Below are 14,685 nucleotides of genomic sequence, written 5' to 3'. Positions count from 1 at the left end.
GAGAAGAGGGAGCCGCGATGAGCGACCCGTTCGACGGAGCCGAGCGCAGCCTCGGTCAACTGGTCGCCTCGGCGACCGCCGAGATGTCCGCCCTGGTGCACGACGAGATCGCCCTGGCCAAGGCGGAGATCAAGCAGGACGTCAAGCGCGGCGCCATGGGCAGCGTGGCCGGCCTGGTGGCCGTCGTCGTGCTGCTCTTCTCGCTGCCGCTGCTGAGCTTCGCGCTCGCGTACGGGATCCAGGCCTGGAGCCACTGGCACATCTCGGTCTGCTTCCTGCTCTCCTTCGCGGCGAACGTGCTGCTCGCCACGCTGCTCGGGCTCGTGGCGTACGCGAAGTTCCGCAAGATGAAGCCGCCGGAGAAGTCCATCGCCTCCGCCAAGCAGACCGCGGCGGTCATCCAGAACGTCAAGCCGCACCCCCGCGCCGTCGACGCCGCGGCGCGGGACAAGGCCGCGGTTGTGGCACGCTCGTCTGCATGACCGTCCCTGAGAGCAGCAACGGCAGCGGCACCGGAAACGGGCCCGGCACCGGAGGTCCGGTGCGGATCGAGGGACCGTGGACCCACCGCGACGTGGCGGCCAACGGCGCCCGTTTCCACATCGCCGAGATGGGTGACGGCCCGCTGGTGCTGTTGCTGCACGGATTCCCGCAGTTCTGGTGGACCTGGCGCCACCAGCTGCCCGTGCTCGCCGAGGCCGGTTTCCGGGCCGTGGCGATGGACCTGCGGGGCGTCGGCGGCAGCGACCGTACGCCGCGGGGTTACGACCCGGCCAACCTGGCCCTCGACATCACCGGCGTGATCCGCTCGCTCGGCGAGCCCGACGCGGCGCTCGTCGGCCACGACCTGGGCGGCTATCTCGCCTGGACGGCGGCCGTGATGCGGCCGAAGCTGGTGCGCCGGCTCGTGGTGTCCTCGATGCCGCACCCGCGCCGCTGGCGCTCGGCGATGCTCTCCGACTTCGGGCAGACACGTGCCGGGTCCCATGTGTGGGGCTTCCAGCGCCCGTGGCTGCCGGAGCGTCAGCTCGTCGCGGACGACGCCGCTCTGGTGGGGCGTCTGATCGAGGACTGGTCCGGGCCGCACCCCCGCTCGGCGGCGGACGACGAGGCGATCGAGGTCTACCGGCGGGCGATGCGCATCCCGTCGACGGCGCACTGCTCGATCGAGCCGTACCGCTGGATGGTGCGCTCCCTGGCCCGCCCTGACGGGGTGCAGTTCAACCGGCGCATGAAGCGGCCCGTGCGGGTGCCCACGCTGCATCTGCACGGCTCGCTCGACCCGGTGATGCGGACGCGTAGCGCGGCCGGTTCCGGGCAGTATGTGGAGGCGCCGTACCGCTGGCGGCTCTTCGACGGCCTCGGGCACTTCCCCCACGAGGAGGACCCGGCGGCGTTCTCCACGGAGCTCGTCAACTGGCTGAAGGACCCCGAGCCGGACCGCTGACGCCCGGGTGTTCCTCGAACTGCCATGTGCCCCGCGCATACGCCAATTGGCGGGCCCCCGGGCGGTTACCGACCTTGGGCCCCGGGCAGACGTCCCGGTATGGGCTGGACGCACGACTACGGTGACACCGCACGCGACCGCCGCTCGATCGGCGGCCCCCAGGCCCCGGAGGGGGGCGGCACGCGAGAGCACGGCCACGCGCACCCCGCGCGGGACGTGGGCATCTCGCGCATCCTCAGGCGCAGGGCCCGCTGGGTCTCGGCCCGGCTCCGCCACCCCCGTACCTAGGGCGCCTAGAGGGCGCATCCCTGGGTGTCGACCTGCTGGTTGGCGGCGCGGCCCCGGGCGATGTCGTCCTTGATCTCGTCGACGGTCAGCGCGTAGCCGGTGTCGGCGTCGTCGAGGGAGCGGGCGAAGATCACGCCGTACACCTCGCCCTCCGGGGTGAGCAGCGGGCCGCCGGAGTTGCCCTGACGGACCGTCGCGTACAGCGAGTACACGTCCCTGCGCACCTCGCCGCGGTGGTAGATGTCGGGGCCCTTGGCGCTGATCCGGCCGCGGACGCGGGCCGAACGCACGTCGTAGGAGCCGTTCTCCGGGAAGCCGGCCACGATGGCGCCGTCGCCGCTGTGGGCGTCCTCGCCGGTGAAGCTGAGCGGCTTGGCGTCGAGGGCGGGCACGTCGAGCACGGCGATGTCGCGCTTCCAGTCGTAGAGCACGACCTTGGCGTCGTAGAGCTTGCCCTCGCCGCCTATCTGCACGGTCGGCTCGTCGACCCCGCCGACGACATGGGCGTTGGTCATGACCCGGCGGTCGGCGAAGACGAAGCCGGTGCCTTCGAGGACCTTGCCGCAGCTCGGGGCGGTGCCGACGACCTTGACGATCGAGCGCTGCGCGCGGGCGGCGACCGGGCTGCCGGCGAGCGCCGGGTCGGGCGGCCGGACCTCGGTGATGGGCTCGTTCGCGAACGGGCTGAAGACCTGCGGGAAGCCGTTCTGGGCCAGGGTCGAGGTGAAGTTCGTGAACCAGGTCGACGCCTGATCGGGCATCAACCGCTCCACCCCGAGCAGCACCCGGGAGTTGCGCACCTCCTTGCCCACCGTGGGCATCGCGGTGCGGGCGAGCGCGGAGCCGAGCAGCCAGGCCACGAGCAGCATCGCCACCACGTTGACCAGCGCGCCGCCGGTGGCGTCCAGGGCGCGCATCGGCGACCAGGTGATGTGCCGGCGCAGCTTGTTGCCGAGGTGGGTGGTGAAGGCCTGGCCGACGGAGGCGCAGACGATGACCACGACCACGAAGATCACGGTCGCGGTGGTGGTGACCTGACTGTGGTCGGTCAGCGCGTTCCAGGCGACCGGGAGCAGCAGGACGGCGACGAGACCGCCGCCGAGGAACCCGATCACCGACAGGATGCCGACCACGAATCCCTGGCGGTAACCGATGATCGCGAACCACACGGCGGCGAGCAGCAAGATGATGTCCAGCACGTTCACCGTCAATAGCCTCGCAGATTCGTCTTCGGTCGACCGGGGGTCAGCCTGTCATGAGCGCCAGTCGAGCGGGACCTGCTTGGACCGGTCCCAGGGGCGCTCCCAGCCCGAGTAGTGCAGGATCCGGTCGATCACTCCGGCGGTGAAACCCCAGACCAGAGCCGATTCGACGAGGAAGGCCGGGCCCGAGTGGCCGCTCGGGTGGAGCGAGGTCGCGCGGTTCGCGGGATCCGTGAGATCCGCCACGGGGACGGTGAAGACCCGGGCGGTCTCGGCGGGGTCCACGGCCCCGACCGGGCTGGGGGTGCGCCACCAGCCGAGCACGGGGGTGACCACGAAGCCGCTCACCGGGATGTAGAGCCGGGGCAGCACGGCGAAGAGCTGGACGCCGGAGGGGTCGAGTCCGGTCTCCTCCCGCGCCTCGCGCAGCGCGGCGCGCAGCAGGCCGCCGTCGGCGGGGTCGCCGTCCTCGGGGTCGAGGGCGCCGCCCGGGAAGGAGGGCTGCCCGGCGTGCGAGCGGAGGGTGCCGGCGCGCTCCATGAGCAGCAGCTCGGGGCCGTGCTCGCCCTCGCCGAAGAGGATGAGCACCGCGGACTGCCGGCCCGCGCCGTTCTCGGGCGGCAGGAAGCGGCTCAGCTGCTCGGGCGCCACCGTGCGCGCGGCCCGCTCGACCGGCGCCAGCCAGTCGGGCAGGCCCTCGCCGCTGATCAGCCCGCCCGTGCCGTGGATCTCTTCACCAGTGCGCGTCATAGGCACCCCCGTGGTTCACAACGCGATCGGAGTGTGGGTTCGTTCCCCGGGGCGGCCGCCCCGGGCGGGCGGCCGGGCGGTCACGAGCTCGCGCCCAGTGGCGGGGCCGGGCGGCCGGGGTAGTCCGGGGGCGGGTTGAGCCGTTGGCCCGGGAAGCCGCCCTTCTCGTACTTCAGCAGCTTCCTCGCCTTCTCGGGGTCCGTCTCGCCCTCCCCGTACGCGGGGCAGAGGTGGGTGATCGGGCAGGCGCCGCAGGCGGGCTTGCGGGCGTGGCAGATGCGGCGGCCGTGGAAGATCACCCGGTGCGAGAGCATCGTCCACTCGCTCTTCGGGAAGATCTCGGCGACTTCCGCCTCGATCTTCACCGGGTCCTCCTGCTCGGTCCACTTCCAGCGGCGGGCGAGCCGCATGAAGTGGGTGTCGACGGTGATGCCGGGGACCCCGAAGGCGTTGCCGAGGACGACGAAGGCGGTCTTGCGGCCGACGCCGGGCAGCTTGACCAGGTCCTCCAGGCGGCCGGGGACCTCGCCCCCGAAGTCGTCGCGGAGGGCGGCGGCCAGGCCCATGATCGACTTGGTCTTGGCGCGGAAGAACCCGGTCGGCCGGATCAGCTCCTCGACCTCCTCGGGGACGGCGGCGGCCAGGTCCTCGGGGGTCGGGTACTTCGCGAAGAGCGCCGGGGTGGTCTGGTTGACCCGCAGGTCGGTGGTCTGGGCCGACATGACCGTGGCGACCAGGAGCTCGAAGGGGTTGCGGAAGTCGAGCTCCGGATGGGCGTACGGGTAGACCTCGGCCAGCTCCCGGTTGATCTTCCTGGCTCTTCGCACCATGGCCAGGTGTGACTCGGGCTTGGCCGCGGCCTTCTTCACGGTGACCTTGGCCGCCGTGGCCTTGGTCGCCGCCGTCTTCTTCACGGTCGCCGTCTTCTTCACGGCTGCCTTCTTCACAGCCGCCTTCTTCACCGTGGACTCCGTCGCTCCGGACCGCTCCGCCGGTGCGCGTTTCGTCGCTTTCGTCTGTTTCGACACGCCGTGTTCGCCCACAGCGGAATTACCTTCGTCCCGCACTCTTCCAGCCCCCTTGGCCTGTGCTCTCACCGGCGAGTTGGACACCCGGCCAGCCTAGGCGTCGCCACCGACATCCGCCCCGTGCGGTCCCGATCACGACCCAATCGGGCCCCTGACGTACGGAAAGGCCGTCCGGTGAGTCAAACTTGTTGTGATTGATCGCACTGAGGTCGACATAGGAGAGAACACGTGGACGACGTTCTGCGACGCGCCCCGCTGTTCGCGGCGCTCGACGACGAGCAGGCCGCCGAGCTGCGCGCCTCGATGAGTGAGGCGACCCTCGCCCGTGGCGATGCGCTGTTCCACGAGGGCGACCCGGGCGACCGGCTCTACGTGGTCACCGAGGGCAAGGTGAAGCTGCACCGCACGTCGCCGGACGGGCGCGAGAACATGCTGGCGGTCCTCGGCCCCGGCGAGCTCATCGGAGAGCTGTCCCTGTTCGACCCGGGCCCGCGCACCGCCACCGCGACCGCGCTCACCGAGGTCAAGCTGCTCGGCCTCGGCCACGGCGACCTCCAGCCCTGGCTGAACGCCCGCCCCGAGGTGGCCAGCGCCCTGCTGCGCGCGGTCGCCCGCCGGCTGCGCAAGACCAACGACCAGATGTCCGACCTGGTCTTCTCCGACGTGCCGGGTCGTGTCGCCCGCGCGCTCCTCGACCTGTCGCGCCGCTTCGGCGTGCAGTCGGAGGAGGGCATCCACGTCGTCCACGACCTCACCCAGGAGGAGCTGGCCCAGCTGGTCGGCGCCTCCCGCGAGACGGTCAACAAGGCGCTCGCCGACTTCGCCCAGCGCGGCTGGCTGCGCCTGGAGGCCCGCGCCGTGATCCTGCTGGACGTCGAGCGCCTCGCGAAGCGCTCGCGCTAGTCGCGGCAGCGCACCCGTACGCGGGAGGGGGCCGCCCGGTTCGACCGGGCGGCCCCCTCTTCGTATGCCTGCGTGCGGCGTACGGGTCCTAGCGCTTCGTGCCGTCCACGATCAGCGGGTTCGAGGCGCCCGCGCCGCAGGGCACCGCGTAGACCGGGTTCTTGGCCGAGGCCTCCCGGTAGGCGTCGATGCACTGGTTCATGAGGACCTTGTCGGTCAGCGAGTCGTTGAGGATCTTGTTGGCGCGGGCGATGCCCTCGGCCTCGATGCGGCGCCGGTCGGACTCCGCCTTCGCCGTACGGGCGGCCTCAAGGGCCCGCTCGGTGGCCTGCTGCTGCTGAATCTTGCGGTCGATCTGGCCCTGGAGGGCGTTCGAGGGCTTCACGTTGCGCAGGTTGACCGTGGTGACGTCGATGCCGCGCGGGGCGAGGCGCTCCTTGATGAGGCGGGCGAGCTCCGCGTTGATCTTCTCGCGGTCGGAGGCGTACCCCTGCTCGCTCGTGTAGCGGGCGAAGACGTTGCGGACGATCTCGCGGCTGTCCGGGTAGACGAGACGCTGCTGGATCGCGTCCTCGCTGCCGGCCAGCTTGTAGAGCTCGACCGCCTTGGAGGGGTGCACCGCCCACTTCACGGTGACCTCGGCGTACATCACGCCGCCCTGCGAGGAGCGGACCTCGACCACGTCCTTGTCGGAGAGGTTGAGGTCCACCGGCCGCGTGGAGAAGGTCGTGACATCGGTGAACGGCGACTTCACGTGCATGCCGGACGACATCGGCGAACCCACCTTGCCGAAGGCGACCGGGACGCCGACCTCGTACGCGCTGATCACGTACGTCATGCTCACGATCACCGAGAACAGCCCGGCGATGAGCGCGCCGAGGCCGCCCAGCTTGAGGCCGTTGGAGTCGTTCACGCGGCCGATGATGTAGAGCACCACCGCGGTTATCACCAACAGGATGGCGAGGACGAACACGGGCTTCCCCCCAGGAGCTAAGGCCAGATCTAAACGGAGCGTAAGACATGCGCCGAAGCCGCCCGGTTGCGGGGCCGTCGCGGATCCCGTTCCCCGCCGGAATCCGGGATCCGGGATCCGCGACCCGGGATCAGATCAGCCCGCGCTCCTTCAGATAGTCCAGCTGCGCCCGTACGGACAGCTCGGCGGCCGGCCACAGGGAGCAGTCCACCGCCGCGTACACCGTGGCGACGATCTCCGGGGCCGTCCGGGCGCCGCCCTCGACGGCCGCCTCCACCTGCGCGAGCCGGCTCGCCCGGTGCGCGAGATAGAACTCCACGGCCCCCTGGGCGTCCTCCAGGACCGGGCCGTGCCCCGGCAGGACCGTGTGCACCCCGTCGTCGATGGTGAGGGAGCGCAGCCGCCGCAGCGAGTCCAGGTACTCCCCGAGCCGCCCGTCCGGGTGGGCCACCATCGTCGTGCCGCGCCCCAGGACGGTGTCCCCCGTCAGGACCGCCCCGTCGGCCGGGAGGTGGAAGCAGAGCGAGTCGGAGGTGTGGCCGGGCGTCGGCACGACCCGCAGTTCGAGTCCGCCGGTCGTGATCACGTCGCCCTCGGCGAGGCCCTCGTCGCCGAGCCGCAGCGCGGGGTCGAGCGCCCGCACCGCGCTCCGGGTCAGCTCGGCGAAGCGCGCGGCGCCCTCGGCGTGGTCCGGGTGCCCGTGGGTGAGCAGGGTGAGCCCGATCCGCTTGCCCATCCTCTCGGCGGTCTCCACCACCCGCCGCAGGTGCCCCTCGTCGAGCGGGCCGGGGTCGATGACGACGGCGAGGTCGGAGTCCGGCTCGGCGACGATCCAGGTGTTGGTGCCGTCCAGGGTCATCGCCGAGGCGTTCGGCGCGAGGACGTTCACCGCGCGGGCGGTCGCGGGACCGGAGACGACGGCGCCGCGCGGCTGCCCGGGCAGGTCGGCGGCGGCGCTCACGAGCCACCGCCCGCCGGGATGTGCTTGGTGAACTCGTCGTGCCCCGGCCAGCTCAGGACCAGCTCGTCGCCGTCCAGGCGCGCCTGCGCGAGGACCGGCGTCAGATCCTGGGCCCCGGCCGCCGCGAGCGCCTCGCCCGCCGTGCCGAACCGCTCCAGGCCGCGCAGGGTCGAGATGGTCGGCGGCATCATCGTCAGCTCGCCCCGGTCGTAGCCGGCCGCCGCGTCCGCCGGGCGGATCCAGACGGTGCGGTCCGCCTCGGTCGACGCGTTGCGGGTGCGCTGGCCTTCCGGGAGGGCGGCCACGAAGAACCAGGTGTCGTAGCGCCGGGGCTCGAACTCGGGCGTGATCCAGCGGGCCCAGGCGCCGAGGAGGTCGGAGCGCAGCACGAGCCCGCGCCGGTCGAGGAAGTCGGCGAAGGAGAGCTCGCGGGCGACCAGCGCCGCCCGGTCCTTCTCCCAGGCGTCCCCGGTCGTGTCGCCGACCACGCTGTCCGGCGTCTCCCCGGCGAGCAGCACGCCCGCCTCCTCGTACGTCTCGCGCACGGCGGCGCAGACGACGGCCTGGGCCTGCGCGGGGTCGCTGAGGCCGAGCCGGTCCGCCCACTCCTCGCGGGAGGGTCCGGCCCAGCGCACGGGGTGCTCGTCGCGGGGGTCGACGCCGCCGCCGGGATACGCGTACGCCCCGCCCGCGAAGGCCATGGAGGCGCGCCGCCGCAGCATGTGCACGGAGGGGCCCTCGGCGCCGTCCTTCAGGAGGAGCACGGTGGCGGCCCGCCGGGGTGTGGCGGGGACCAGCTCACCGGCGGCGAGGGCGCGGATCCGGTCGGGCCATTCCGGCGGGTACCACTGACCATTCGACTGATGACCATGCGACTGACCATTCGACATGGCCGGATGCTATGCGCAAGCATCGAAATGCACGAGAGCCGATCCTCCGCCTGTGGATAACCACCTGTGGAGAACCGGCTCTTCGAACGCCCGCGGGCGCGGGCGGGATGCGTGGGGGGCGTCAGTCCTGGACGAGCTCGACCTGGACCTCGACCTCGACCGGCGCGTCCAGCGGCAGCACCGCGACGCCGACGGCGCTGCGCGCGTGCACGCCCTTCTCGCCGAGGACGGCGCCGAGCAGCTCGCTGGCTCCGTTGATGACACCGGGCTGGCCGGTGAAGTCGGCGGCGGAGGCGACGAAGCCGACGACCTTCACGACGCGCTTGACGCGGTCGAGGTCACCGGCGACCGACTTCACGGCCGCGAGCGCGTTCAGCGCGCAGGTGGCCGCGAGCTCCTTGGCCTCCTCGGCCGTGACCTCGGCGCCGACCTTGCCGGTGACCGGCAGCTTGCCCGCCACCATCGGGAGCTGGCCCGAGGTGTAGACGTACACGCCGGACTGCACGGCCGGCTGGTAGGCGGCCAGCGGCGGCACGACCTCCGGCAGCGTCAGGCCCAGCTCGGCCAGCTTCGCCTCGACGGCCCCGCTCACGACTTGGCCCGCTTCAGGTAGGCCACGAGCTGCTCGGGGTTCGGCCCGGGCACGACCTGGACGAGCTCCCAGCCGTCCTCGCCCCAGGTGTCCAGAATCTGCTTCGTCGCGTGCACCAGCAGCGGCACAGTCGCGTACTCCCACTTGGTCATGAGCCGACTGTAGCCGCTGCCGGAGGGCGGTCCCGCCGCGGCGGCCCCCCGACGGGACCCGGGAAGGCCCCTCGGGGTCGGGTCGGGGACGGGTGGGGGTCTTCTCCGGGGCGGCCCTCTGATTGGGCCGGGCCGGCAGTGGTTAGGCTCGAAGGCGTGAGCAGGCTCCAGGTCGTCAGCGGCAAGGGCGGTACCGGTAAGACCACGGTCGCCGCCGCACTCGCGCTCGCCCTCGCGACCGAGGGCAAGCGCACCCTTCTCGTGGAGGTCGAGGGCAGACAGGGCATCGCGCAGATCTTCGAGACGGAGCCGCTGCCGTACGAGGAGCGCAAGATCGCCGTCGCGCCGGGCGGCGGCGAGGTGTTCGCCCTGGCCATCGACGCCGAGCGGGCCCTCCTCGACTACCTCCAGATGTTCTACAAACTGGGCGGCGCGGGGCGGGCGCTGAAGAAGCTGGGCGCGATCGACTTCGCGACGACCATAGCCCCGGGCGTCCGGGACGTGCTGCTCACCGGGAAGGCCTGCGAGGCGGTGCGCCGCCGCGAGAAGCAGGGCGGCTTCAGCTACGACTACGTGGTCATGGACGCCCCGCCGACCGGCCGCATCACCCGCTTCCTCAATGTGAACGATGAGGTGGCGGGGCTCGCCCGGATCGGCCCGATACACAACCAGGCCCAGGCGGTCATGCGCTTCCTGAAGTCCCCGGACACGGCCGTGCACCTGGTGACGCTCCTGGAGGAGATGCCCGTCCAGGAGACCGCGGACGGCATCGCGGAGCTGCGCGCGGCCGAACTGCCGGTGGGCCGCGCCGTCGTGAACATGGTCCGCCCGCACGTCCTCGACGAGGCGGCGGTACGGGCCGCCTCCGGCGACCACCGCGCCGCCATCGCCGCCACCCTGGCGGCGGCCGGCGTCCAGGGCGGGACGACGCTGGTCGAGCCGCTGCTCGACCAGGCCGCGGAGCACGCCCAGCGGGTGGAGCTGGAGCGGGCCCAGCGCGAGGTGCTGGACGGCATCGGGGTGCCGACGTACGAACTCCCCTTCCTGGGGGACGGGGCGGACATCGCCGGTCTCTACCGGCTGGCGAAGGAACTGCGGAGGCAAGGGGTGGGCGCGTGACGGAGACGCAGAAGGCCGCGGCGTCGAACGGTCTCGACGCGGTCCCCGTCCTGGAGCTCGACCCGCTGATCGACGACCCGGCCACCCGCATCATCGTGTGCTGCGGCGCGGGCGGCGTCGGCAAGACGACGACCGCGGCGGCGCTCGGCGTGCGGGCGGCGGAGCGCGGCCGGCGGGTCGTGGTGCTCACCATCGACCCGGCGCGCCGGCTGGCCCAGTCGATGGGCATCGACTCGCTGGACAACGTGCCGCGCAAGGTGGAGGGCATCAAGGGCTCCGACGGCGGTGAGCTGCACGCGATGATGCTCGACATGAAGCGGACCTTCGACGAGATCGTCGAGGCGCACGCGGACGCCGACCGGGCCCGGGCGATCCTGGAGAACCCCTTCTACCAGTCCCTGTCGGCCGGTTTCGCCGGTACGCAGGAGTACATGGCGATGGAGAAGCTGGGGCAGCTGCGGGCCAGGGACGAGTGGGACCTGATCGTGGTCGACACGCCGCCGTCCCGGTCGGCGCTGGACTTCCTGGACGCGCCGAAGCGGCTCGGTTCGTTCCTGGACGGCAAGTTCATCAAGTTGTTGATGGCTCCGGCGAAGGTCGGCGGCCGGGCCGGGATGAAGTTCCTCAACGTCGGCATGTCGATGATGACGGGGACCCTGGGGAAGCTGCTCGGCGGTCAGTTCCTGAAGGACGTGCAGACCTTCGTGGCCGCGATGGACACGATGTTCGGCGGTTTCCGCACCCGCGCGGACGCCACGTACCGGCTGCTCCAGGCGCCCGGGACGGCCTTCCTCGTGGTCGCGACCCCCGAGCGGGACGCGCTACGCGAGGCGGCGTACTTCGTGGAGCGGCTGGCCGCGGAGGAGATGCCGCTGGCCGGTCTCGTCATCAACCGCGTCCACGCCAGCGGCGCCGCCCGGCTGTCGGCCGAGCGGGCGCGGGCCGCCGCGGAAAATCTTGACGAGGGGCGCATTGTGGATCAGGGAGGCGGGAAGACTGCTGGGCGTGGCCCCCGAGCCACCTCGCCCGAGACCGCCGCCGTACCCCCCATGTCCGAGGCTGCCCCCACAGCCGAAGCGGACACGGATGTCCAACAGCTCACCGCAGGACTGCTCCGTCTCCACGCCGAGCGGATGCAGGTGCTCGCGCGCGAACAGCGCACGCGGGATCGCTTCACCGCGCTCCACCCCGAGGTGGCGGTCGCCGAAGTGGCCGCTCTGCCCGGCGATGTGCACGACCTCGCCGGTCTGCGGGCCATCGGTGACCGTCTGACGATGGGTCGCATGCCGTCGTAGCGGCAGGCCCCAGGGCGTCCGGTCTAGCCGGCCGCCGCGTAGGTCTCGTACGTCGCGTCGTCGTCCATGGCGACGGGCAGCAGGCCCGCGCCGCGCTCGTACTCCGTGCGCGCGGTCTCCAGGAGCCGGCGCCACGAGGTGACCGTCGGCCGGCGGCGCAGCAGGGCGCGGCGCTCGCGCTCCGTCATGCCGCCCCACACGCCGAATTCCACACGGTTGTCGAGGGCGTCGGCGAGGCATTCGGTCCGCACCGGGCATCCGGTGCACACCGCCTTTGCCCTGTTCTGCGCCGCTCCCTGCACGAAAAGTTCATCCGGATCGGTAGTGCGGCAGGCCGCCTGCGCACTCCAGTCAGCTACCCAGCCCATACCGGCGCCGTCCTCTCCCGAATCGAGGCTCCCCCACGGCGGTAGCGGCATATTCACCGCTGCCAGTTGGGACGTTACGGAAGGTGGGCACAGCGCAACACCCCCTTCGGGCCCAATCTTGAATGGTCCGAACGGACTATGCGTACGCGTCAGATCACCCAGGGGAGTGATCGAGGGACATAACACCCCTACCGGACATGGGCCGAATTCAGGCATGAACTTCCCGCGTTTCGGGTACACGGAATTTCACGCCGACGTCACGCACGGGTCTTGATGCGAGACCACACTGCTGTGACAGTTGAGAGCAGCTTAGGCCAAGGCATATACGTGTGTCCGGCGAATGAGAACGTAGGCTGCCCCCATGGCAAAGAAGCGCTCGGGCGGAGGTCTGACCGGGACCCAGCAGGCCGCCAAGTTCCTCGGTGTCAGTGTGCTCTCCGGAGCCGTGCTGGCGGGCATCGCCCTGCCCGCGGCCGGAGCGCTCGGACTGGCGGCCAAGGGCACGGTCGAGGGATTCGACGAGATCCCGTCCAACCTGAAGACGCCGCCGCTGAGTCAGCGCACCAACATCCTTGACTCACAGGGCGGCCACATCGCCACCGTGTACTCGCGGGACCGCAAGGTCGTACCGATCGAGAAGATCTCGCCGTACATGCAGAAGGCGATCGTCGCGATCGAGGACTCGCGCTTCTACGAGCACGGCGCGATCGACCTCAAGGGCGTGCTGCGCGCGATCAACCGCAACGCGCAGTCGGGCGGCGTGTCGCAGGGTGCGTCCACGCTGACCCAGCAGTACGTGAAGAACGTCTTCGTCGAGGAGGCGGGCGACGACCCCGAGAAGGTCGCGCAGGCCACCCAGCAGACCATGGGCCGCAAGGTGCGCGAGCTGAAGTTCGCGATCCAGGTCGAGGAGGAGCTCGGCAAGAAGAAGATCCTGGAGAACTACCTCAACATCACGTTCTTCGGGCAGCAGGCGTACGGCATCGAGGCCGCCTCGCAGCGCTACTTCTCGAAGCCGGCCGCGAACCTGACGCTCGCCGAGTCCGCCATGATGGCCGGCCTCGTGCAGTCGCCGAGCCGCTACGACCCGGTCAACGACATCCAGGAGGCGACCAAGCGGCGCAACATCGTCCTCCAGCGCATGGCCGACGTGAAGGACGTCAGCCAGGCGGAGGCCGACAAGGCGAAGGCCACCCCGATCAAGCTGAAGGTGAAGACGCCGAAGAACGGCTGCATCACCGCCGTGGACGGCGCCGGCTTCTTCTGCGACTACGTCCGCAAGACGATCCTCAACGACCCGGTCTTCGGCAAGACCGCCGAGGAGCGCCAGAAGCTGTGGAACCTGGGTGGCCTCACCATCCGCACCACGCTCGACCCGCGCGCCCAGGCCGCCGCCAACGAGGCCGCCGTCGCCAAGATCGACAAGGACGACAAGGTCGCCGCGTCGGTGGTCCAGGTCCAGCCCAACAGCGGCAAGATCCTTTCGATGGGTCAGTCCCGCCCGTACGGCCTCGACCAGAAGCTGCACCAGACGACGCTCAACCTCGCCGTCGGCAAGAAGATGGGCGGCACGACGTACGGCTTCCAGGTCGGTTCGACCTTCAAGCCGATCACGGCCGCGGCGGCCCTGGAGAAGGGGCTGAGCCCGGCGCAGTCGTTCGCGACGCCGTGGAAGATCTCGGTGCCGATGAGCTCGTACACCACCTGCAAGGGCGGCCCGTCGGGCGGCGGCAACTGGGACCTGCAGAACGAGATGCAGTCCGAGGCCGGCAGCTGGGACATGACCAGCGCGCTCGGCAAGTCCATCAACACGTACTTCGCGCAGCTGGAGCAGATGACCGGCCTCTGCGAGACGGTCCAGATGGCGAAGAAGATGGGGTACGAGAAGGAGCTCGGCAAGTCGCTGAAGGAGCTCCCCTCGATCACCCTCGGCGGCCAGGAGTCCACCCCGCTCGACATGGCGGCGGTGTACGCGACCTTCGCCAACCGCGGCACGTACTGCACGCCCGTCGCCATCGAGTCGATCACGACGGCCAACGGCACGAAGCTGAAGGTCCCGCAGACCGCGTGCTCGCGGGCGATGACCGAGAAGACCGCGGACACCGTCAACCAGATGCTCAAGGGCGTCGTCGAGGACGGCACGGGTACCCGGGCCGGTCTGAGCGACCGCGACAACGCGGGCAAGACGGGTACGACCAACGACCGCAAGGACGCCTGGTTCGTCGGCTACACGCCGAACCTGTCCACGGCGGTGTGGGTCGGTGACGACGTCGGCGAGAAGACCTCGATGTACGACATCACCATCGGCGGCCAGTACTACGACAAGGTCTGCGGCGGCTGCCTCCCGGGCCCGATCTGGAAGATCGCGATGACCGGGGCGCTCGACGCCTCCGAGACGCCGGGCTTCGTCCCGATCACCGTGCCTCGCGGCGCCCAGCCGGAGGACAAGGAGAAGGACAAGAACAAGCGCCCCGGCGACGACAACAAGCCGGGCGACCAGCGCCCCGGCGGCACCACCCTGCCGGGCGGCATCACGCTCCCGCCGGACCTGATCGGCGGTACGAACGGGCGCGGCGGCAATGGGAACGGCGGCGGTCGTAACGGATAGCGGCGCTATCCGGGCCGAGGCCCAGGTGTGAGAACCGCGTTGAACGCGATCACCGACAGCGCGCCGAGCAGCAGCGACCAGCCGGTCGAGCGCAGCGACCACAGCTTGA

The 14,685-nt window shown here is 71.0% G+C and carries 16 protein-coding genes; 7 read left to right on the top strand and 9 right to left on the bottom strand.

The window, feature by feature from the left end:
- The first annotated feature begins 17 nt into the window (after positions 1 to 17).
- The 3 genes from ABTZ54_RS22225 to ABTZ54_RS22215 all read left to right on the top strand — a co-directional run bounded on the left by ABTZ54_RS22225 (position 18) and on the right by ABTZ54_RS22215 (position 1,735).
- Positions 18 to 482, top strand: coding sequence for a phage holin family protein (locus ABTZ54_RS22225; protein WP_351665853.1), 465 nt, complete (start codon positions 18 to 20; stop codon positions 480 to 482).
- Positions 479 to 1,447, top strand: a complete 969-nt coding sequence (locus tag ABTZ54_RS22220) for an alpha/beta fold hydrolase (protein ID WP_351665851.1) — start codon at positions 479 to 481, stop codon at positions 1,445 to 1,447. Before ABTZ54_RS22225 ends, ABTZ54_RS22220 begins: the two co-directional genes overlap by 4 nt.
- Positions 1,448 to 1,546: 99 nt before the next feature.
- Positions 1,547 to 1,735 carry a hypothetical protein gene (locus ABTZ54_RS22215; protein WP_351665849.1) on the top strand — a complete coding sequence of 63 codons (189 nt, stop codon included), beginning with the start codon at positions 1,547 to 1,549 and terminating at the stop codon, positions 1,733 to 1,735.
- 5 nt (positions 1,736 to 1,740) lie between these two features.
- Here the strand turns inward: ABTZ54_RS22215 and ABTZ54_RS22210 are convergent, their stop codons facing one another.
- The 3 genes from ABTZ54_RS22210 to nth all read right to left on the bottom strand — a co-directional run bounded on the left by ABTZ54_RS22210 (position 1,741) and on the right by nth (position 4,754).
- Positions 1,741 to 2,940, bottom strand: a complete 1,200-nt coding sequence (locus ABTZ54_RS22210; protein ID WP_351665847.1) for a MarP family serine protease — start codon at positions 2,938 to 2,940, stop codon at positions 1,741 to 1,743.
- A 48-nt stretch (positions 2,941 to 2,988) separates the two neighbouring features.
- The gene (locus tag ABTZ54_RS22205; protein WP_351665845.1) at positions 2,989 to 3,687 is read right to left on the bottom strand and encodes an NUDIX hydrolase; all 699 of its coding nucleotides are present in this window, start codon (positions 3,685 to 3,687) and stop codon (positions 2,989 to 2,991) included.
- An 80-nt stretch (positions 3,688 to 3,767) separates the two neighbouring features.
- Positions 3,768 to 4,754 (bottom strand): endonuclease III, encoded by a 987-nt coding sequence (gene nth, locus ABTZ54_RS22200; RefSeq protein WP_502997293.1) that lies wholly within the window; start codon positions 4,752 to 4,754, stop codon positions 3,768 to 3,770.
- A gap of 189 nt (positions 4,755 to 4,943) precedes the next feature.
- Between nth and ABTZ54_RS22195 the strand changes: the two genes are divergently transcribed.
- On the top strand, positions 4,944 to 5,618 hold the full coding sequence (locus ABTZ54_RS22195) for a Crp/Fnr family transcriptional regulator (protein WP_046910193.1): 675 nt from the start codon (positions 4,944 to 4,946) through the stop codon (positions 5,616 to 5,618).
- An 88-nt stretch (positions 5,619 to 5,706) separates the two neighbouring features.
- On the opposite strand, the gene ABTZ54_RS22190 is transcribed toward ABTZ54_RS22195, so the two are convergent.
- The 5 genes from ABTZ54_RS22190 to sp36 all read right to left on the bottom strand — a co-directional run bounded on the left by ABTZ54_RS22190 (position 5,707) and on the right by sp36 (position 9,186).
- Positions 5,707 to 6,591 carry a prohibitin family protein gene (locus ABTZ54_RS22190; RefSeq protein WP_351665840.1) on the bottom strand — a complete coding sequence of 295 codons (885 nt, stop codon included), beginning with the start codon at positions 6,589 to 6,591 and terminating at the stop codon, positions 5,707 to 5,709.
- A 130-nt stretch (positions 6,592 to 6,721) separates the two neighbouring features.
- A complete protein-coding gene (locus ABTZ54_RS22185; RefSeq protein WP_351665838.1) occupies positions 6,722 to 7,552 on the bottom strand; it encodes an MBL fold metallo-hydrolase in 831 nt (276 codons plus the stop codon).
- Positions 7,549 to 8,442 carry an NUDIX hydrolase gene (locus tag ABTZ54_RS22180; protein ID WP_351665836.1) on the bottom strand — a complete coding sequence of 298 codons (894 nt, stop codon included), beginning with the start codon at positions 8,440 to 8,442 and terminating at the stop codon, positions 7,549 to 7,551. The genes ABTZ54_RS22185 and ABTZ54_RS22180 overlap by 4 nt, the downstream gene beginning before the upstream one ends.
- Before the next feature lie 121 nt (positions 8,443 to 8,563).
- The gene (locus ABTZ54_RS22175) at positions 8,564 to 9,034 is read right to left on the bottom strand and encodes a RidA family protein (RefSeq protein ID WP_351665834.1); all 471 of its coding nucleotides are present in this window, start codon (positions 9,032 to 9,034) and stop codon (positions 8,564 to 8,566) included.
- Positions 9,031 to 9,186 (bottom strand): Sp36 family protein, encoded by a 156-nt coding sequence (gene sp36, locus ABTZ54_RS22170; protein WP_128984345.1) that lies wholly within the window; start codon positions 9,184 to 9,186, stop codon positions 9,031 to 9,033. The genes ABTZ54_RS22175 and sp36 overlap by 4 nt, the downstream gene beginning before the upstream one ends.
- 156 nt (positions 9,187 to 9,342) lie before the next feature.
- Here sp36 and bagA point away from each other — a divergent pair, with 156 nt between their 5' ends.
- A complete protein-coding gene (bagA, locus tag ABTZ54_RS22165; RefSeq protein ID WP_351665832.1) occupies positions 9,343 to 10,305 on the top strand; it encodes an ATPase BagA in 963 nt (320 codons plus the stop codon).
- Positions 10,302 to 11,600, top strand: coding sequence for an ATPase BagB (gene bagB, locus ABTZ54_RS22160; protein WP_351665830.1), 1,299 nt, complete (start codon positions 10,302 to 10,304; stop codon positions 11,598 to 11,600). The genes bagA and bagB overlap by 4 nt, the downstream gene beginning before the upstream one ends.
- A 23-nt stretch (positions 11,601 to 11,623) precedes the next feature.
- On the opposite strand, the gene ABTZ54_RS22155 is transcribed toward bagB, so the two are convergent.
- Complete coding sequence (locus tag ABTZ54_RS22155; protein WP_207926774.1) at positions 11,624 to 11,968, bottom strand: WhiB family transcriptional regulator; 345 nt, start codon at positions 11,966 to 11,968, stop codon at positions 11,624 to 11,626.
- 361 nt (positions 11,969 to 12,329) lie between these two features.
- Here ABTZ54_RS22155 and ABTZ54_RS22150 point away from each other — a divergent pair, with 361 nt between their 5' ends.
- On the top strand, positions 12,330 to 14,576 hold the full coding sequence (locus ABTZ54_RS22150) for a transglycosylase domain-containing protein (protein ID WP_351665827.1): 2,247 nt from the start codon (positions 12,330 to 12,332) through the stop codon (positions 14,574 to 14,576).
- Positions 14,577 to 14,685: the final 109 nt, after the last annotated feature.

Origin of the sequence: Streptomyces sp. NPDC094032, assembly GCF_040303965.1 — a bacterium.
GTDB lineage: Bacteria > Actinomycetota > Actinomycetes > Streptomycetales > Streptomycetaceae > Streptomyces.
Note: the sequence above shows the minus strand (reverse complement) of the source record. Positions and strands in the feature narration are given on the sequence as shown.

Excerpts from the sequence above, each read along its gene's own strand:
- ABTZ54_RS22215 (WP_351665849.1), top strand. The coding sequence starts at position 1,547 with ATGGGCTGGACGCACGACTACGGTGACACCGCACGCGACCGCCGCTCG.
- ABTZ54_RS22205 (WP_351665845.1), bottom strand. The coding sequence starts at position 3,687 with ATGACGCGCACTGGTGAAGAGATCCACGGCACGGGCGGGCTGATCAGC.
- ABTZ54_RS22150 (WP_351665827.1), top strand. The coding sequence starts at position 12,330 with ATGGCAAAGAAGCGCTCGGGCGGAGGTCTGACCGGGACCCAGCAGGCC.
- ABTZ54_RS22220 (WP_351665851.1), top strand. The coding sequence starts at position 479 with ATGACCGTCCCTGAGAGCAGCAACGGCAGCGGCACCGGAAACGGGCCC.
- ABTZ54_RS22225 (WP_351665853.1), top strand. The coding sequence starts at position 18 with ATGAGCGACCCGTTCGACGGAGCCGAGCGCAGCCTCGGTCAACTGGTC.
- ABTZ54_RS22155 (WP_207926774.1), bottom strand. The coding sequence starts at position 11,968 with ATGGGCTGGGTAGCTGACTGGAGTGCGCAGGCGGCCTGCCGCACTACC.
- sp36 (WP_128984345.1), bottom strand. The coding sequence starts at position 9,186 with ATGACCAAGTGGGAGTACGCGACTGTGCCGCTGCTGGTGCACGCGACG.
- ABTZ54_RS22180 (WP_351665836.1), bottom strand. The coding sequence starts at position 8,442 with ATGTCGAATGGTCAGTCGCATGGTCATCAGTCGAATGGTCAGTGGTAC.